The following is a 19829-nucleotide window of genomic DNA, read 5'->3' as shown; positions in this document are numbered from 1 at the left end:
CCCACTTTCAAATAAGATACCGTTTCTTGTATCAAGCTAAGCCCCTAGCTATGTAGAAGGACAGTAAATATGGTATCTTTTTGCAAAGGTATTATTTTCGAAAGTGAGGATTTTCATCAATGCATCAACATAATTTTTGGCTTGATTTACCACGGCCATTTTTCATTTTAGCACCAATGGAGGATGTGACAGATGTTGTATTTCGTCATGTCATTAGTGAAGCGGGGAGGCCTGATGTATTTTTTACAGAATTCACCAATACAACAAGCTATTGTCAACCTGGCGGCTTCGAAAATGTACGTAACCGCTTAGCCTTCACTGAAGATGAGCAGCCAATTGTGGCCCATATTTGGGGAGACACCCCTGAGCATTTTCGTCAAATGAGCATCGGTATGAAAGAGCTAGGCTTTAAAGGTATCGATATTAATATGGGGTGCCCGGCCGATAATGTGGCTGAGAGAGGTAAAGGAGCCGGCTTAATTCTTCACCCTGAACTAGCCTCAGAAATAATTCAAGCAGCAAAAGCAGGTGGCTTACCTGTTAGTGTAAAAACAAGACTTGGCTTTACAGATGTAGCAGAGTGGCGTGCGTGGCTCAGTCATATTTTTAAACAGGATATAGCTAATCTTTCTATCCATCTTCGGACACGAGAAGAGATGAGCAAGGTCGCAGCACACTGGGAACTAATTGCAGACATCAAAAAGCTACGCGATGAAATTGCTCCTAAAACGTTGCTGACAATCAATGGAGATATCCCTGACCGTTTAACAGGTCTAAAACTAGTGGAGCAATACGGCATCGATGGAGTCATGATTGGCCGAGGCGTATTTTCAAACCCATTTGCTTTTGAAAAAGAGCCGTCAGAGCATAACGCCAAAGAATACCTTAACTTACTATACTTGCACCTCAACCTTCATGATCACTACTCTAAGGAATTCGAAATGCGTTCATTTAAAGCATTGCAACGTTTCTTTAAAATATATGTGCGCGGCTTTAAAGGCGCTAGTCAATTACGAGTTCAATTACTAAATGCAAATTCCACCGATGAAGTACGTGATCTTCTAGCAGCCTACACTGCTGAGTAAATCTTCAGATAAGATACGACATACGCTAAAGGAGACTGGCTATAAGCCAATCTCCTTTTTACTTTACTTGTAATACATATTAAACCTTAAAAGGGAGTGAAAACTAAATTATAAGGTATATTCCATAATTTCTATTTATGTTATATACTAAACGCTATAATAATAAAGGGGTTTACAAATTTGGTAAATAATATTAATTTCATACTGCGGGTATTTTTCTTTTGCCATCAAAGACCGGACCGTTCTTTCCATTATAAGGGGCGGAAACTCCCTCTATGTGCAAGATGTACTGGTATGGCAGTAGGTTACCTCTTATCCATCATATTAGTCATACTCTTAGGCATATTTGATTTATGGATAATAGCCTTATTAATTTTACCAATGGCTATTGATGGTACAGGTCAATTATTTGGTAAATGGACAAGTAATAATAATAGACGGTTCCTTACTGGATTAATTGGTGGAATCGGCATTATTTATATTTTCTACACTATTGGTTACCAATTTTTTTTATTTGGTCAATATGTTGGAAGAAGACTATAACAAAATATCGGAGGTACAATTATGTATTGTAGAAACTGTGGTGAACATATTTCCGAATACGCAGAAATTTGTGTCCACTGTGGTGTCCGCGTAAAAAATGCAAGTGGAGAAGACACACCAAACTGGGCTGTTAATATAATTACACTTTGCTGTGTGCCACTTGTTGGGTTAATTATGTACTTTGTTTGGAAAAACGAAAAACCAGTTGCGGCTAAATCAGCCTTAATGTTCTTCTTTATTAACATAGGAATTACCATATTATTCTATATTATAATGTTCATTATTGGATTATCGAGTTATTAAATCAGGTATACATATGACAAAATTCTGTCTCTTATTAGGCTTTAATCAAGCAATGTGTATTAGCAGTAATATTATACTTAAAGGAAAAATTAGTATAAGCTACAGATTCTAATAACGTTGCAATTAGAGGAGTTGTAAGTTTTTCCTAGTTGTTTAAGCCAATGATAATGGGAAATATGTCAAAAGAGCTTATCTACTTTAATTATTACGCCTATTAATGTCATTAAACGAAGAAAAAACAGCAAGGCAAGTTGATTAATAAATAAGAAATTTTTAGTATGTAAGGGGTTCTAATATGTTTTGTCCTAATTGTGGTTCTAGCGTTGACGAAAATGCCGAAATATGTCTACATTGTGGTGTCAACGTATTAAAATTTAACAACCAAGTAAATGTAGCAAAAAATGATAACCCAAATATTTGGGTTAATGTCCTCAGCTTATGCTGCTTCCCTCTACTTGGCATTATCCTCTATTTTATATGGAAAGACACACAACCAAAAGCAGCAAAGTCTGCTTTAATCTTTGCATTATGTGGGCTAGCTCTTTCAGTTATTATGATGATTATTGCATTTGTAATAGGCGTTGTAGCAGAAATGATGAATGATAGCTATTATTATTAAATAATTCTGCCACAGTGGTCTGGTATGGTAATCTGCTTATTCCACCATAAACAATAAAGAAGGGTAGACATTTATATGTCTCCCTTCTTTTTATCGTATGGCTATAAATAAAAGCAACAAGCTTAAAAGTATGTATGTATGAGCCAGCCGTTTTTTATTTCAATCATTTTAACTATTAAGATTTTATAAGATGACCATCTTTATCAGTAAATTTACCAACGATAATCATAATCAAATCGATTAATGTCCAAATACCCAATCCACCTAATGTGAAAAACATTAAAATACCTGTACCAATTTTACCAACATAAAAACGATGAGCCCCTAGACTTCCTAAAAAGAAACAAAGTAATACTGTTGCTACAAAATTTCTGTCTGACATATAAGCACCTCCAATCAATTCATAAATACTATATTAAACCCTATTAAATGATTATATTACAAATAAAGTATTTTTCAACATTTTTTCCTTTTAATTATAAAAATAAGGATATTTATTTGTTGATATACATATCAAAATTTTCTAAAACGTATGGACTAGCTTTACAATAAAAAAATAGGCATATTCATATAATCTGAATATGCCTAACTATTAAAAATGTATTACTTGCTTCAGAAGATGATGATGCCAATAAAATTTGTGTTTAGCATCCTTAGTTTTTATTTAAACTTAATTTTCTCTTCCGAAGCTCCTTTAGTATATGTTATGTTCGCTCCAACAGGTAAATTTCGAATTTCTTTTACATTTTCCCCTTCAATAATAATTTCACCCATTTTCGTTCCTTTAAAGTCAATAATCGCATTTCCTTTTTTGGGACTAATCGTTACCGTTTTGTCCGCAAATCCTTCACCATGGAATTCAGCATATTGACTAAATACCGCAATCCCATTTTTAATATTTGTATTTTTCCCTAACGTTAACGAAACACTTGGGCGATTCACTATTAATTTACCTGTTTTGTAGTTATTAAAGCTATATACATTTTCAGGTAATATTGGTGTTGGTATTTCTTCTTTCCCTGCCTTCAAATCAATTTGAACTAATACTGGGTCATGATCCGATGCTCGACCTTGTGCCTCTGTAAAGTTCGCATTAATATGAATCAAGTCAATTTCGGTAACATCAGCAAGATTATTCGAAACTAAAATATGATCCAACACTTGATTATTCCCTTGGAAGAAGTACGTAAAACGGTCTTTTTCTGGGGCTTTATCTACCATATTCGTTAAAACATCACCTTTTAACGTTTCAAGTGCTGGTGTGAATTCAAAGTCATTCATGTCCCCTGCTACAATGATATTTAAATTCGGATTCATTGCAAGACCTTTATCGATAAAGTCATTGATGGCTTGAGCTAGCTGAAGACGTTTCGTTACTGATTCTAACACTGGCGGCTGTGTTGGCCCCCAAAGTGAACCATCCCCACCTTTAGAATTTAAGTGAGCTCCAATAATGACTACACGCTCTTCCTGGAATTCAAATTCTGCTGCAATTGGTTTACGTGTATCTACAAATTTTGATGGATCAACAAAGCCAGGATTTAAGGCAAGACCTCCATCTGCTGTCCACGTATTCGCTTGGTCACCTACTCCCTTTATACCTGTCACTAATGAAACACGCGTCGGGTTATATAAGTAACCTACACGAATATTACCACCAGGTGCACCACCTACTGTATTGTTAATTGGCATGACATCAATCCAATCATAGGCAGGACCACCCGCAGCTTTAATTGCATGAATTAATCGCATGTAGCTTTCCGATGCATCAGCATTTCCTGAATCAATTTGCCCATCATTATCTTGTACTTCGACTAATGTAATGATATCTGGTGACTTCATGTTTTTCACAAATGTCGCTGCAATTCTGTCCACTTTTTCATTAGATGTATTGGCAGGATTATTCGAAAAGTTTTCGATATTATAAGAAGCGACATTTAACTTGTCCACAACTGGTTCAAGATGTGTGACTTCTTGCTGAAGGTTTGCTTTTATCACATCAGGAAAGACTTTATTCGTGTTCAGTCGATAGCCATCTGTAAAATTTTCTACAAATCCGATAAGCGCTTCATTAAAACGGTCACCTGAATCATAATTTTTCCCTGAAACCCCTTCAAGCATAATTTTTTCAGGGTTATAATCGTCGGCAGCAATATTTAAACCACCATTCACATTAAATGTATTATTTGTTGTACTCGGTACAACAATTGGTGAATCATTATTATAAATCGGTCCAATTACTCTCGCATCCGGGAATGATACCCGCATATACTCGATGGATTCCCAAAAGTCGATGCCATCTTCTTGTGGGTCAAAAATGGCAAAGCCATCATTATCGATAATTTTATTAGGTGGGAAAAGGTCCTCCCCTATCACAAGAGCTTCTGGAATTACTGCCGTACCCGTTTTTGTCATAGTTGTTGCTGAAATTTGCGTATCTGTCAATCGAGAGTTTCCACCTGCTTCTATTACATTTCCTGCTACTTTAATAACTTCCCCTACTTTTACATTATGTGCCGACTTATTTACCTTGATTGCTGTTGATTTTACGCCATCGAACGTCGGCCCATTTTCTTGCATAATAAAGCTAGTTGAATTGATAACGAATGTAACAATTCCCTCTACATCATTTACTGTTAAATCGACATATGGTGATTTATGGCTTGCCCCTTGAATATCGCTAATTTTTGCATTTTTAGTATCAATAATTTCATAAACAAATGTAGCAATCGCACTGTTCGTTAAACCTTCTTTCACCGCAATCGCTTTAATCGTCATTGGTTTATTAACAAGAATTTCTCCTGTATACTTTGTACTGGCTGTAGTTGGTGTTGAGCCATCCACTGTGTAATAAATGGTTGCTCCTTCTGTCATTGTAGAAAGTGAGACTTTCGTGCCCGCTGTTACGCCCCCAACGTGAGATGCTTTGATATCCTGAACCTTTGTTACATCTTCAATAATGCGTATCGGAAGCAGTTGGTGGTTTGTATATTGACCAATAATTCCTGTAATTTCCCCATACGTTTTTCCACTCACTAAACCTGAGTCACGTGTTTTATCGTAAATAGCAAATGTACCTACATCATCTGTTCCGGTAAAGTTTTGACCTGAACCAGTAATGGCAACATTTTTAATCGTTACTAATTTCGATTCATTATCCTCTGCAACCTCAATACTTTTAATAATGTGTGGCTCTGGTATTGTAGAAGGAACGGGCTTGCCAACAAGCGAAATATTCGTTAATTGCTTTAGTCCGCTATATTCAGCTACTTGACCTTGCACCGTCACCCGATCACCGATATTAGCAGTAAGACTATCTACAGGATAAATGGCTATCGCCGCACCATCTTCATCTTGAATGTGCGCTGTAGCAGTTTCTAATTTTGCTGTTACAATACCTGATACGATGACAGTTTGTCCGATTTCTTTATGACGAGCTTCCGTAATTGAAATAGTGGATGGCGCATCTTTAACTGTAAAATTTAAGGATGTAATTACGCTATCGTTTAAGCCAGTTGCTGTAGCAAATGCTTTGATCGTCATTGCTTCATTGACAACAATGCCAGCTGCCGCATCATAAACCATACTAGCTGTAGACGGTTCAGAACCATCTATCGTGTAATAGATTGTTGCATTTGGCGTATCTGTAGACAATGTTACTTTTGTTCCTGCATAGACTTCGCCTGTTGCTGGAACAGCTTTAATATTCGCTACTTGTGTTGGCTCATAATTTAATACTAATTGGAAGCTTTTCGAGCTTAACGTTTTTAATTGATAAGTTCCGTTAAAAATTGAAGCAATCCCTGTCACGGTAATCACATCATTGTTATTGAACCCATCTGCTTCAAATTGAGAGAACTGATAGCCTGTACGGTTATCATGGCGAATTAACAGCTCGTTATATGCTGCATCGACTGCTTTAAATTCAAATGTACCAGACGTACCAGATGGCTTTAAATCTTTAATCTTCATATTTTGAAGTGTAATTAATTCACCTTGCATACTGTCATCAATCGGTAGATTCACTGTTTGTGGCGCTGGTGCTGTCCCAGTTGAAATTCGTTCAATTATCGGTGAATTAAATTGAACCTCTCCGCTATATAAACTCGTTTTCCCTGTGATTTTGACAATATCTCCAACAGCTAAGCTCCCTGCTTCTGGAGAACTGGAGAAAACATATACTCCTGCTGAATCATCCTGTACATAGAAGGCCTTACTTCCCCAGCTACCAGGTGTTGTCGTAACCGTCCCTTGAATTTGGACTGTGCGGTCCGTTCCAACCGCTGCACGAGCTTCAGCAATTGTTAATTCAGAAGTTGGATCCAATTGACTGACCGATTCCCCCACTCCAATAGCTTCTGTCGTTTCCGCCTTTGCAATTGTTAAGTAAGGCAAAATCATAGAAATTACAAGTAAAAATGATAAAGCTATCTTGGAAACGACATTCCATTCATATTTCTTCATTCGTTTAGCTCCTTATGATTTTTTATCTATACAATCAACTTTTTCCCTATCTTACAAAGGAATTTACTAGAAGTTATTATTCAATTATTGTGTTCCCTTCAACGGTTAACCCATCTAAACTGATATTCACATTTGGTGCAGCAATGATTAAATCCCCTGCAATAGTACCAGTACTACCAGATGGCATTAAAGAGTACCTCCCTGAAGCTGTAGGTGCTGTTAGCGTTACATTCCCATGCAAGGTTTGACCATTCAAATCAATCATTACTAAATCTGTTAGCGTTACATCTGCAGTCATTGGAGCTGTTAACCTAATCAAGTCTCCTGCTTTAGCTTTATTTAATGCTTGTTTTAATTCCTCCGCATTCTTTACATTAAATTCACTCACTTTTTCTGGTGGAATAACCGGATCGGGTGCCACATTTCCTCCACCTGTATTTGGAACCCCTGTACTTGGCGAAGAACCTCCAATAATGGCTTTAATTTGGGAAGCAACCGAGGCATAGTTTGTTATAATTTTTGTTACCGTTGAACCTGCTGGAATCGACAAGTCATTTATTAGTAAACCTGAACCGATTGTAATTCGAGCATCAGCGTTTAGAACCGTTAAATATTTCACTAAACCAATAGCATTCAATTCTAACTCCACTGCCGTAGGAAGCAACAATCGTTCAAACTTTACATTCCCAGTCATATTCAGTTTTGCCGTAGATTCAATTGTTACCTTCGTTGCTGATCCATCAATATTTATAGCAGCAATGGGAGCTGCTATGATAATTTCAGGAATCACCGTGTCCGTCACAATCGAAATATTTTGACGCTTGACTTGTACTTTTTCTGTGTGCGAATTTTTGATTTTCAATACAAGTGTACTTTGACCATCTATTGCATCAGCTATAATTAAATCGCCAGTAATTGTAGTACCATCAAATTCCATTTTCCTCTTAACATTTGAGGTAATGGTTACATTTCCTGTAACTGATACATTTTTAACAGTCACACCATCTGCGTTAATTGTTATCGAATCGAGCGTTGCATTTGTATTGAATACAACGCCCATCTCTGCTGAACCTGCCTTATTTAAAACAACGTTATTTACTTTTGTTATAATCCCATTTTCAATAGTTGCTGTAATTTTTGCTCCTGTTAGTGCGGTTTTATTTTTAGTTGTAAAAATTGACTTTACTGAATCACCAAATAAATAAGTTTTACCATTAATAGCAATTTCATTCGCTGTATATTTTTCAACTTTAAACGTTACACTTTGAGAAGGTTGAGTAGTCGGATTACTAACAGCTTCTGAACGAGTAATAAATGCAGCCAGTTGTCCTCGTGTTACATTGGAAGAACCATCAAATAATGTAGCTGTCTTACCAGCCGTTACGTTGTTTTCATATAAAGCAGCAATCGCTTCTTTATAATCTGCACGCACATCAGTGAACGGTAATGAATTCGTATTTGAAGCTTTTAAATTAAAAGCGTTCGCTAAAATTTTTGCTACATGGTTACGTTGAATAAATTCATCCTGACGGAATGTTCCATCCTCATAACCATTAATAATCCCCTTTTCCTTTAATGCAGCAATTGCACCAAAATATACATGATTAGTAGGAATATCTTTAAAGTTTGGATTGCTAACATTCGATGTATCCAGTCCTAATACACCCGCAATAATTTTAGCAGCTTGTCCACGTGTTACGTTTTGCTCAGATTTAAATGTCCCATCTTGGAACCCATTAATAATGCCACGATCATTTAAATTTTTAATCTCGTCATAAAATGGATGCGTTCGTTGTACATCCTTGAAACTACTAGCTTCAGATGCAATCGGTGCTACTACTACCGCTGAAGCCGTTAATGCCATTGCTGTTATTGCTTTTAAATACTTCGATTTTCCCCATTTACGCATACTTAGAGTAATACCTCCCCATTCCTATTTAATAAGGATGATTTTGAATCCAATCAATACAATTAATTGTAATTATTAAACATTGCCAAAATATTGTTTAACATAGTAATTTTAACAGAAAAATAATAAATATATTGTTATTTAATATTAATATTCTAAATTTTTTGTAAAATGTTTATATTAAACTTTTACAATATTATTTAGAATAGTAGTTTTATAATAAAACCTCATTTTCTGTAATTACATTTTCACATGAACTAAAGCGCAATTGTGCCCCTCACCTCTATTAGACATTGAAAGGCCCGACACAAAAGTAAAACCTCTACAACTTTTGTACGAGAGGGCTGAAATATACGAGGAGTTGGCACATTTGCCTGAACGTAGATAATACTCAGAAAAAAAGACAATGCGTATCCATCTCGCACTGACCTAAAAATAAGAGACAAATAAAAACACCTTTCGTTGAAAAACGGGTATTAAATACAAAACATTCAACGTGGAGGTGTTTTTTCTATGGGTACTAAACCAATCTCCTTTTTGTTTTACTTGTAATACATCTCAAAAGATTATTGACTACAGATTCTCTTCTGAACATTCTTTATTGACCATCTTTTTATTGTCAATATGAATGCTTTTCATTCCTTCAAAAAACGAATACTCTTCCCTTAAACATTTCTCTAACGCTTCGTTATCCTGCGGAAGCTGTGCTAAGTAATGTTTAGAAAAATGAATCCTTTTTTGGATTTCTTGTTGGTTCTGTGTTGTCGTTCCGTGTCCTGGTATATGGGTTGTTATTTGATGATGCAGTAAAATATCTTCAGCTTTACGAATAGTATTGACATAGTCTTTATAACTGCTAAAAATGAAAGGAAACTCAATATCTGACAAGTAATCTCCCGAAAGAAATAGCCCATACGGCTCTATCACTGTAAATAAACCATCATCCGTATGACCAGGTGCTTGATAAAATGTCATAGTTATCGAATCTAACTCTAATGTTTGCCCATCCTCTGAAACGACAATATCTACTGTTGGATATACAGGGGAATAGCTCCTCTGTATATAATAACTTTGATCAAATTGTTGGATTTTTTGAATGCTTTTTGCTTTGTTCGGATTTTTATCAAATTGTTTAGATGCAATTACCTTTGTTCCTGGAAAGGCCCCTGAACCAATAATATGGTCAAAATCGCTATGAGTGTAAATAATATATAGTTGCTTATCACCTTCCATGTTGTTTATGTAAGCCTGAATCTCTTCAATTTCGCTAGGTAACCAATTAGGATCTGTCATAATTATCGCTTCATTCGTTTGAATGATAGCCGAAGTAGTCATATACAATGCACTTTGAAAAACAGTAATATTATCTTTTTGGAATTGAATCATCATAAACCTTCCTTTTCCCCTTTTAAAAGGGAGCATCTTTAAGTGAGTATTTTAGATTTTGAACAGGAATTTCTTATTTATAGAGTTCGAGCAAAATCAGTAAATTCCTTCTTTAAGGAAAAGTGGAAGGTACTAGGAATTATTCTTTATGTACATATTTAATACAAAAGCATCTTTATTGATATCCTTTTAGGATTAGCAACAGAATGCGATTTCTCTGTAGTTTTGTCGATTTTGGGAATCCATTCATTCCGATTTAATCTAGAAAGATTTTTTCTCGCTAAAATATTTTATGATATGATGTTTAGGTTGTTTATCTACTACACATTTATATTCATCTTAGAAAGAGGTATCTATGCACAACTCACAATTATCCAAGCGACATTGGTTACTCATTTTAACACTTACGTTATTGACATTTGTACTAGGGACAAGCGAATTTGTTATAGTCGGAATCTTAACTGATATTTCCTCAAGCCTTCAAATGACTAATGCAAAAGCAGGCACACTCGTTTCTGCATTTGCCATTACATTTGCTATTGCCACACCACTAGTGATGTCAGCAACAAGTCATTTTCCAAAGCGTAAATGGATGTTGTTTTTGATCCTTGCTTTCATCGTCCTCAATGCTTTTTGCGTCATTTCAACGAGCTACATCATGCTCCTTGTACTTCGTATTATGACAGCGATTGTAACAGGAGTATTAATCTCTCTAGCCATGATTGTTGCAAGCGAAACCATGCCGATAAACAAACGCGGACTTGCTATATCATTCGTTTTTGGTGGTTTCACACTAGCAAATGTCGTTGGAGTGCCAATTGGTATTGTAATCGCAGACTGGTATGGTTGGAATGCCACTTTCATGTTAACAACCTTTCTAGGTGGTTTGGCTTTTTTGGCATCCTTTTTTGTCTTACCTAATCAACTCAGCCAAGTACGTAGCTCGATACGGGATCAGTTTTCTTTAATGATCAAGCCGCGTATTTTAATGGCTTTTTTCATTCCTGCTCTAGGATTTGGGGCCACTTACGCTGTCTTTACGTACCTTGTTCCTATTTTGAAGGGAATGGGAGCACCAAATAATTCTATTAGTCTAATCTTATTTGGTTATGGGTTTATTTCCATTTTCAGCAATATCCTCGCCAGTAAAATTGCCAGTCATAATGCTATCGGTCGCCTTCGCTTTGTTTTTCTTGTGCAGGCTATTGTTCTGACAAGTTTATTTTGGACTACAAATCATTTTATTTTAGGGCTGGTCAATATTGGCTTAATGTCATTAATGGCTATCCTCTTAACAACATCTACTCAGCTTTATTTAATAGACCTCGCTGAAATTTACCAACCCAGTGCGAAAGGATTGGCTGCTTCACTTATGCCCGTAGCAAGTAACGTAGGTATCGCTTTTGGTTCTGCATTAGGGGGAATTGTCTATCATCAGGGAAATTTAATGAATGTTACATGGGTCGGTGGGATTGTTGCCGTCTGTGCAAGTTTCCTAACTTTTCTTAGTCATCATTTAGATCAAAAACTAGAGAAATCAGCATAAAAATGATAGAAACAATTGAAAATGCATTAAGACCTTTAAAATTAAACTAGGCAGATTCGCATTATAAAGCGAATCTGCCTGTTTTACTTATAGCTCTGTCTCGTCAAAATGAACGGCATCTCTTGTGGAATATGCCTAATCAATGTTTTCAACGAGTTATCCTGTAGTTAGATGTTTTTCTTTCATTGTACCAACTTGATTTAAAATCATTGCGCCAAACATTTGAATAATTGTCTTCACAACAATTTGTCCGAAAATGGCGGCTGGTACGGCTTCCCAAGGTAATATATTAGCTCCAAGTGGACTCAAGCCGATTACTACGAAAATTGCAGAATCCAAAAATCCTCCAACAAGACCACTGTAGAACACACGCCAAGCCATTGGTAATTTTAATCGAGTATAGATTTCTGTATCAGCTGTTTCAGCGACAACAAATGATAGTGCTGACGCTACCACAATCAAAAGTGTATCCCCCAGTAGGAATGACACTACTGCTGATAAAATTAAAGCTGTAATAATAAATAAATACGTCTTTGCTCTACCATATTTATTTTGTACAAGGTCCCGAAAAATAAAGGTTGCCCCAATTAAAAACGTCCCCATTGGAACAATAAACATACCGAAGTGCAATGGCGCAAATGCTGCCGTTACTACATTAGCGATGACAATAGATAATAAATAAAACAATATTCTCATACTACTACTCCTCAATTTAAAAACATTTTTGTAATGGCACACTATACGCCTCTTTTATTTCCCCAAACAAGGGCATGTAACTGTGGTAGTACTTTAACATCTCTTAATTCTTCATCCTTCATCACTCTATCAATCAGTGCATGATATTTATCCAATAAATGCATAATTAATTGTGAATTGTCCGTTGTCATGAGATCATCATTACCGACTTGAAGATAAAAAGGAATCATTGGATATCGATGGTGAATTTGTTTAGCATAATCGTAATCCTCTTGATTAAAAACGACTATTTTAAGAGATATATGGTGATTGCTGTTTTGATTTTTAAGTTTTTCGAAGATATATGAGAGCACTGAATAGTCCGTGGTCATTCCAGAACTAGGTGGCTTTGGAGAAATGGTCAGTTCATCAATCTCATGCATCCATTTTTGCCACCTACTTCCCTGTGTTTCCACCCCAATTCTTATGTTGTTTTCTTTTAAAATGGCAATGAGCTCAGCTAAATGTGGGGTGAGTGCAGGATTGCCGCCTGAAATCGTGACAAATGAGAAGCCATTGCCTCCAAGACGTTTCAACTCAGTCCAAATCTCTTCCGCTGTCATTTGGACAATCAGATGCTTTCCACTGCCATCCCAAGTAAACAATGAATCACACCAAGAACAGGAATAATCACAACCTGCAGTTCTCACAAACATTGTCTTCTGACCAACGACCATTCCCTCACCTTGAATTGTTGGTCCAAAGATTTCGATAACAGGTACCTTACTCACCTTCCATCCACTCCCGTCTCGCCTCTGCATAGCTTGTCGGAGTTTCATATAACCTAATAAACTCTACACATGCACCGCTATAGCTTGGTTCATCAAGCAATGCCTCTGCCAACTTTTCATAAATCCAAACTACAATGTTTTCTGCCGTCGTATTCATGGGTGGAAGCGTTTCATTTAAATAACGATGATCCAAATGAATCTCTATTTTTCGTTTCCATATTTTTTTTATATCGCCAAAATCAATCATCAAACCGCGTTCATCTGTGTAGCCACTCAATCCCAATACTACACGATAGGTATGACCATGTAGGTTTTTACATTTTCCCTCATAATGATGTAAATGATGAGCAGCATCAAAGGTAAATTCTTTGCTTACAAGAACGCGCTTTGCATGATAGTTCAATTGATTTCTTTGAATATCGACATCTATTTTTTGGAGCCTCTCGACGATTCTAAAATCTGACATACCTTAAGACTCCTTCCTATAACGCAAATACTCATCAAGCCCTTTGTTTCGCAGTTTACATGCTGGGCATTCACCGCAACCATCAGCTATGACACCGTTATAGCAAGTCAACGTTCGTTCTCGAACAAAGTCCAATGCCCCAAAACGATCAGCAAGCTCCCAAGTCTGCGCCTTATTCAGCCACATTAACGGTGTATCAATTACAAAGGAATCATCCATCGATAAATTTAACGTTACATTCAAGGATTTAATAAAAACGTCTCGGCAATCTGGATATCCGCTAAAATCTGTTTCACAAACACCCGTCACGATATGCTTAGCTCCTACTTGACTCGCTAAAACACCAGCAAATGAAAGAAAGAGAAGATTACGACCAGGCACAAAAGTCGATGGCAGCTCACCATTATCTCCGTCTTCTACTGTAATATCTTGTCGTGTCAAAGCATTCGGAGCAAGTTGGTTTAGGAGTGACATATCAAGAGTATGATGCTTGATTCCAAGTTCACTCGCTATCTCTTTTGCACATTCAATTTCAAGACGATGCCTTTGACCATAATCAAAAGTGACTGCCTCAACCTCTTTAAAACGTTCCCTTGCCCAAAACAAACAAGTTGTACTGTCCTGACCTCCACTAAATACAACAATTGCTTTTTCCTGCTTCATCTATAAAACTCCCTTATATCGAAAAAACAGCACTCTAAGAAAAAGTGCTGCTTTCTTCTTAGTTTTTTTAAGAGGGTAGCTAAAAACCTCTTTCTTGATATAACTATTCAAATCTTCATTTATCGATTATCAATTTTTTCTGGATTAAGATCATGATTCATTAAACGATAATTGGCAATTTCCTCGTATTTCGTTCCTGGCTTCCCATAGTTACACCATGGATCGATCGAAATACCCCCACGTGGCGTAAACTTCCCCCAAACCTCAATATATCGTGGATCAAGCAATGCAATTAAGTCATTCATAATGATATTAACGCAATCTTCATGGAAATCACCGTGATTTCTAAAACTGAATAAATACAACTTTAGTGATTTACTTTCAACAATTTTTTTATCTGGGATATACGAAATGTACATCGTAGCAAAATCAGGCTGATGTGTAAGCGGGCATAAACTAGTAAACTCTGGACAATTAAATTTAACGAAATAATCTCGATTGGCATGCAGATTATCTACAGCCTCCAATACCTCAGGTGCATAATCATAGGAATACTTTGTACCTTGATTACCTAATAGGGTTAAATCCTTTAATCCTTCTTCATGACTTCGGCCAGACATAAAAAAACCTCCTTGTAAAATGTTTCCCAACACTTTTCAAGAGAGGCATCACCAAGCATTCTATTTAAAACATAAGTAAACACATAAAAAAAAGCCACGTCCAATATGGACATGGCATTATTGTCATGTTTCCATAGTTTTTTATAGAGGGTATCCGCTATGAACCTCTCCCGTTCTAGTCCGGGCATTCTTTTCTTCAATATCGTACAAAAAATAATACAGAACGTCAAATAGATTTTTTTAAAAAATCTTTCTGTATGGAGTGTGGTTTGAAAGCATTACTAAAGAGTTGACTCAAAGGATTTAGAATCGGATTTTTATATTTTCTTTAGAACCGTCGCACTTATTTATGGTACGGTTCTCCGTGATGTGGGTAAGTGAGGTTTTAATTATCAAAAACATACTTTCCTAATAGCTCAGCTCTTACAACTCTAGCTTGTCTACTATTAGTTCCAGAATACATATAGGAGTAATATCTGCCATAATCATTAGTATCCTTACCAGCATTTTTATTTTTCAAAATATCATTTTCAAACTTTAATAATCTTCCTTTTAGAGAATCTATATCTAATGATTCATATCGATTGTACAATTCAATAAATAATGTAAAATAATTAGATTTTCTTAACCAAATTGAATCAATATCTAAAGATAAATTTTGAATAAAACTAAATACTAAATTAATTTTTTCTTGATACTCTTCTTTATTTGGAAATTCATTATTAAATTCGATGATGCATTTTTCTACCTCAACATCTCTGCTAAAATATCCTCCTCTTACAAGAGTAGATAAAATCAATAATAGATAATGTAAATCTTCCATACGAGTTAATTTTGAATCTGTTAAAAAAGGTAGGTCTTGAATTGTTATAGTTTCTAATATTTCTTTTGCAGCCGAAATAAATTCTCCATTATATATCGCATTTTGTAATTCAATATCCGTCAGTGAGTATCTAGTTAAGTTTATTCTTTTAAATATTTCTATAATTTCTTCTGGATTAATATCTCCTAAATCTCTAATTACTACATTATAGTTAAGAAAATCTCTTCGTTCAGTTTCTGCATTTAATTCTTTGAATTTTTTAACAATATTACCAAAAACTTTAGAATCTTCCTTTTCATTAATATACTGAAGTATTGTACTTAATCTTTGTTGACCATCAACAACTACTTCTTGAGTTTCAATTTTTTCTACATCTATGCCCGATTGAGCAATATAAATTTCAGGTATAGGCATACCTTTTAATAACGTTTCAATAAATTTTTCTTTATGCTCATCATTCCATACAAATTTTCTTTGAAATTCAGGTTGTAGTATTAAGGTCGGATTTTCACCAGATAATCTAGTGTATAATTCAGATATCTTTTTTGTGCTTGGTGAGGCTAAAATTTGTTTTACCAATATTTTTTCTCCTTTTACATAGTTAATTTGGAATAATAGTTTTCCATCCCTATCTTGTAATATTTTTCTAAATATTTATAATTTCTATATAAACCACCAGCTACTTTATAATTCCCCACTTCAGATTTCCCATAAGATATTGAAGAAAAAAATTCAAACCAATCATTCTTTAACAAATCAACTTGAAAAGATATTGGTAATAAATCTGGTCGCATCCATCCTTTAACCATATATTGTAGAAATCGCTCATACTTATTTTTTTCATTTAGAGTTATCGATTTATTATTTCTATCAATCTCGTATTGATAATCACATATCTTTTCAAAATAATAATCAAATAATTTTTCATTAACCAATACAACATCAATATCTGATTCATAGCTAAACTCTGTCTTCTTTATATAACTAAAACCAAACTTGGCTGAACCTACAATAAAAACTTCATGAAAATTTATATTAAACTGCTTTGAAATTTTATTTCTAAAATCAAAATACTCATTTTCTTTATTTTTAAAAACATATGGTGTTCCATGAAAAAAATATTTTCTGATAAATTCAATTCTGTCTTGTGGTAATTGCATAGAAAGCAAAATTTCATCAAACTCCTTTACAGTATTCACTTATTCACCTTCTTTATTCTCACATATATGATGCTAGTCTTTATTTATTATAATACATTTTAATTTATTTACCTTGTACGCTTAAATTTTCTAGTTTATTTGATTCTATAATTCCCATTTTAAAACATCTTTTTCTTTTAAAAACCGCCTTTACTTATGGCGTGATGTGACTAAGTGAGGTTTCGAGGACATTCTATAGATTCTTGAAGTATTCTTTCGTAAACATAGGGTCTAATGAATTGCAGAACTTTATAGCCAAGTCCATTTTCCCATAATTTAGAGCACGTTCATCTCTTATAATCTACATATCCTCTCATAAAATACTATCGTTAAAACATTAAATCTACTCGCCAAATCCAAAAAATCTTTATTTTACTTTTTTGTTTAAAAACACCTATTCGTCTAACGAATTTTTTTTACAAATTTAGCGCTCTTAATAGAACAGTTCCAGAGATATCATCTCTTAATATTTCTCTTGAAGAACTCATTTCTCGATTAAGGCTAAATAAATGAAGTTCTATACGATTAAATCTATTCTTATTTTTTTTCATTATAAAATCCACTAAATCAGGAGTAATATCTATAGGAAATTGTATAATTTGATGCAATTCTCCATTAATCAAAGCTGCTATTTTTAATATCAATGTATTATGATTTTTTAATACTTCGGGTCCAACAGACACTAAATTTGCACTTTTATAAAGGGTTAATAGTTCTTCTGGAACCTCTGCGAATAAAGATAATGCACTTAGTCCTGTAGGATATTTCTCCAAATATACACCCGTACTTATCTCTATTCCTCCAGTTTTGTTTTGTATATAATCTTGTAATATATCTTCAATCAGCATGAAGACTGATGAAAATGCCGCTACATTTGCCCCCTTAAATTCTCCATTTTCAATATGTTTAATAAAATTAGTTTTACTTAATGCAATATTTTTTCCGTCTTTAGCTACTTTGGATAAGTCTGCATCTTGTTTTTCATACTTCATAATTTTATAATCTAAGATACCTATATCACTAGAATCTTTATTTATTTTAAGTGCATATAAATGAGGGATTAGTAGATGTTTTTTTGTAATTTTATCAAATTCTTTTACCATATATAGTCTTCTTCCATTACTATCTTCTCTAAATAAATCCTTATCGAAATAATAATGTTCGATACTAATATGTGGTGTATCTTTACGATGCTCTGGTATTGGCAATAACATAGAATATACATTATTCCCATGACATAGCCACTCCGCATCTCCAAATTCCCTATTAATATCATCAGCATCTCTATCGAAAATAAATATTTTACAATACTCATTCTCTAATAAGGCATGATAATCACGAACTGTTTTTAATTTATTGTTATTTATCTCAGTTTTTTTATCAGGTTCAAAAAATCCAATATCTAAACTTTCAAACATTCCCTTTGTTTTTAGTTTTTTTAAAGCATATTTTAAGTGTCTCCAATCTGTGTGCCCTTCTGTAATAATTATATTTTTTCTCGAATTAGTTAACTCATCTAATCTAACATTTAAGATAGGGAGGTATTTTTTTATAAATACCTCTATAATTCCATCGGAGGACGTTATTTTAAAAAGAATTTCATCTTCTTCAGGGGAACATTCAGTTTGAACAATTCCACTTTTGTTTAAATACAGCCTATCCTCATCTTCATTTCCATGAAAGAATATATCATCATCTAAAAGTATGAAATCTTTCAGTTTAAATTTAAAATAGGCACAATTACTCGAATTTTTAGAAGTATGTGAAACCATCTTTATATAAATCCAATTATCTTCAAATTTCTTTAGTATTTTAAAACCCAGATTCAAATCTATAATTTTTAAACGTATATCACGTTCCATATTCATCCCCCTCGTAACAAGAACTCTATTAGCCATCATCCCATGTTTTTACATATTTCTACAAAAACCTCACTTACTTATGATACGGTTCACCCTTCATAATCCTAAAACTACGATAAACCTGCTCGACTAGCACGAGCTTCATGAGCTGGTGAGGGAGCGTCATTTTACCGAAAGATTGTTGTTCATCAGAACGTTTTAGCACGTCATCATGTAGGCCGAGGGAGCCGCCGATGACGAAGGTGATTTTGCTTTTGCCGTAGGTCATGAGGGATTCGATATCGGCTGCCATTTGTTCGGAGGTTTTCATTTTGCCGTTGATGGCTAGGGCGATGACGTAGGCATCTGGGCTTATTTTGGCTAGTATGCGTTCGCCCTCCTTTTTCTTGACGATGTCCATTTCGGCTTCACTTAGTTGTTCAGGTGCCTTTTCGTCTGGTACTTCAATCAAATCCATTTTTGCATAGCCGCCAAGTCGCTTTACGTACTCATCGATGCCCATTTTTAAGTACTTTTCTTTTAGTTTGCCGACTGATACAATCGTTATATTCACACGTTATCCACCTTTACAATTCATTTACAAACAAATTATCCACAAAAGTTATCAACATATCCACAAGTCACTTCTATATATTGTGTAAAGTTATTTACTTGATACAATATATTCTGCTGGCTGTTCACAGTAGCTACACTTTGTGGATAACTTTTTATCCTCTTTGATTTTATCCATAATTGGGAACACTTTTTGCTCTGCTACAAACATGTCTAAAGCGTGTTCTATATGGCTTTCACAGCTGTATTTTTCCATTTTTTTACGTCTCCTTATTTTCCGAAATTTCCACAAACTTATTCACAAATCAGTCTATGTTATCCAC

The 19829-nt window shown here is 34.8% G+C and carries 19 protein-coding genes and 1 riboswitch; of the genes, 5 read left to right on the top strand and 14 right to left on the bottom strand.

Going from position 1 to position 19829, the window contains the following annotated elements:
- The first annotated feature begins 119 nt into the window (after positions 1–119).
- The 4 genes from CRI88_RS16340 (at position 120) to CRI88_RS16325 (ending at position 2550) form a co-directional block, all read left to right on the top strand.
- Positions 120–1085 carry a tRNA dihydrouridine synthase gene (locus tag CRI88_RS16340; protein ID WP_058844092.1) on the top strand — a complete coding sequence of 322 codons (966 nt, stop codon included), beginning with the start codon at positions 120–122 and terminating at the stop codon, positions 1083–1085.
- A 180-nt stretch (positions 1086–1265) separates the two neighbouring features.
- A complete protein-coding gene (locus tag CRI88_RS16335) occupies positions 1266–1628 on the top strand; it encodes a DUF2085 domain-containing protein (protein ID WP_058844091.1) in 363 nt (120 codons plus the stop codon).
- 21 nt (positions 1629–1649) lie between these two features.
- Complete coding sequence (locus tag CRI88_RS16330) at positions 1650–1931, top strand: tryptophan-rich sensory protein (RefSeq protein ID WP_058844090.1); 282 nt, start codon at positions 1650–1652, stop codon at positions 1929–1931.
- Positions 1932–2226: 295 nt separating this feature from the next.
- Positions 2227–2550, top strand: coding sequence for a zinc-ribbon domain-containing protein (locus tag CRI88_RS16325; protein ID WP_058844089.1), 324 nt, complete (start codon positions 2227–2229; stop codon positions 2548–2550).
- Between the two features lie 175 nt (positions 2551–2725).
- Here the strand turns inward: CRI88_RS16325 and CRI88_RS16320 are convergent, their stop codons facing one another.
- The 4 genes from CRI88_RS16320 to CRI88_RS16305 form a co-directional block, all read right to left on the bottom strand.
- Positions 2726–2932: a TM2 domain-containing protein gene (locus CRI88_RS16320; protein ID WP_058844088.1), complete on the bottom strand. Its 207-nt coding sequence runs from the start codon at positions 2930–2932 to the stop codon at positions 2726–2728.
- Positions 2933–3210: 278 nt separating this feature from the next.
- Positions 3211–7014, bottom strand: a complete 3804-nt coding sequence (locus CRI88_RS16315; RefSeq protein ID WP_101966859.1) for a chitobiase/beta-hexosaminidase C-terminal domain-containing protein — start codon at positions 7012–7014, stop codon at positions 3211–3213.
- A gap of 76 nt (positions 7015–7090) precedes the next feature.
- Positions 7091–8923 carry an S-layer homology domain-containing protein gene (locus tag CRI88_RS16310; protein WP_058844086.1) on the bottom strand — a complete coding sequence of 611 codons (1833 nt, stop codon included), beginning with the start codon at positions 8921–8923 and terminating at the stop codon, positions 7091–7093.
- A gap of 573 nt (positions 8924–9496) precedes the next feature.
- A complete protein-coding gene (locus tag CRI88_RS16305; RefSeq protein ID WP_058844085.1) occupies positions 9497–10309 on the bottom strand; it encodes an MBL fold metallo-hydrolase in 813 nt (270 codons plus the stop codon).
- A gap of 355 nt (positions 10310–10664) precedes the next feature.
- Between CRI88_RS16305 and CRI88_RS16300 the strand changes: the two genes are divergently transcribed.
- The gene (locus CRI88_RS16300; protein ID WP_101966858.1) at positions 10665–11855 is read left to right on the top strand and encodes an MFS transporter; all 1191 of its coding nucleotides are present in this window, start codon (positions 10665–10667) and stop codon (positions 11853–11855) included.
- Between the two features lie 156 nt (positions 11856–12011).
- Here CRI88_RS16300 and CRI88_RS16295 read toward each other — a convergent pair whose 3' ends face one another.
- The 10 genes from CRI88_RS16295 to CRI88_RS16245 form a co-directional block, all read right to left on the bottom strand.
- On the bottom strand, positions 12012–12551 hold the full coding sequence (locus CRI88_RS16295; RefSeq protein WP_101966857.1) for a VUT family protein: 540 nt from the start codon (positions 12549–12551) through the stop codon (positions 12012–12014).
- 41 nt (positions 12552–12592) lie between these two features.
- On the bottom strand, positions 12593–13321 hold the full coding sequence (gene queE, locus CRI88_RS16290) for a 7-carboxy-7-deazaguanine synthase QueE (RefSeq protein ID WP_101966856.1): 729 nt from the start codon (positions 13319–13321) through the stop codon (positions 12593–12595).
- A complete protein-coding gene (gene queD / locus CRI88_RS16285; protein ID WP_101966855.1) occupies positions 13314–13787 on the bottom strand; it encodes a 6-carboxytetrahydropterin synthase QueD in 474 nt (157 codons plus the stop codon). Before queD ends, queE begins: the two co-directional genes overlap by 8 nt.
- A 3-nt stretch (positions 13788–13790) precedes the next feature.
- A complete protein-coding gene (gene queC, locus CRI88_RS16280; RefSeq protein WP_101966854.1) occupies positions 13791–14450 on the bottom strand; it encodes a 7-cyano-7-deazaguanine synthase QueC in 660 nt (219 codons plus the stop codon).
- A 119-nt stretch (positions 14451–14569) separates the two neighbouring features.
- The gene (queF, locus tag CRI88_RS16275) at positions 14570–15070 is read right to left on the bottom strand and encodes a preQ(1) synthase (protein ID WP_036119398.1); all 501 of its coding nucleotides are present in this window, start codon (positions 15068–15070) and stop codon (positions 14570–14572) included.
- Between the two features lie 127 nt (positions 15071–15197).
- Positions 15198–15244, bottom strand: a riboswitch (PreQ1 riboswitch).
- 211 nt (positions 15245–15455) lie between these two features.
- Positions 15456–16472, bottom strand: coding sequence for a DUF262 domain-containing protein (locus CRI88_RS16265; RefSeq protein ID WP_036119393.1), 1017 nt, complete (start codon positions 16470–16472; stop codon positions 15456–15458).
- 14 nt (positions 16473–16486) lie between these two features.
- Positions 16487–17092: a hypothetical protein gene (locus CRI88_RS16260; protein ID WP_036119390.1), complete on the bottom strand. Its 606-nt coding sequence runs from the start codon at positions 17090–17092 to the stop codon at positions 16487–16489.
- Positions 17093–17508: 416 nt separating this feature from the next.
- The gene (locus tag CRI88_RS16255; RefSeq protein WP_051891595.1) at positions 17509–18954 is read right to left on the bottom strand and encodes a hypothetical protein; all 1446 of its coding nucleotides are present in this window, start codon (positions 18952–18954) and stop codon (positions 17509–17511) included.
- A 73-nt stretch (positions 18955–19027) separates the two neighbouring features.
- Positions 19028–19507 (bottom strand): 23S rRNA (pseudouridine(1915)-N(3))-methyltransferase RlmH, encoded by a 480-nt coding sequence (rlmH, locus tag CRI88_RS16250; RefSeq protein WP_036119387.1) that lies wholly within the window; start codon positions 19505–19507, stop codon positions 19028–19030.
- Positions 19508–19597: 90 nt separating this feature from the next.
- The gene (locus tag CRI88_RS16245; protein WP_082673719.1) at positions 19598–19762 is read right to left on the bottom strand and encodes a CxxH/CxxC protein; all 165 of its coding nucleotides are present in this window, start codon (positions 19760–19762) and stop codon (positions 19598–19600) included.
- Positions 19763–19829: the final 67 nt, after the last annotated feature.

This window comes from Lysinibacillus fusiformis (genome assembly GCF_002845985.1).
GTDB classification, from domain to species: domain Bacteria; phylum Bacillota; class Bacilli; order Bacillales_A; family Planococcaceae; genus Lysinibacillus; species Lysinibacillus fusiformis_D.
Note: the sequence above shows the minus strand (reverse complement) of the source record. Positions and strands in the feature narration are given on the sequence as shown.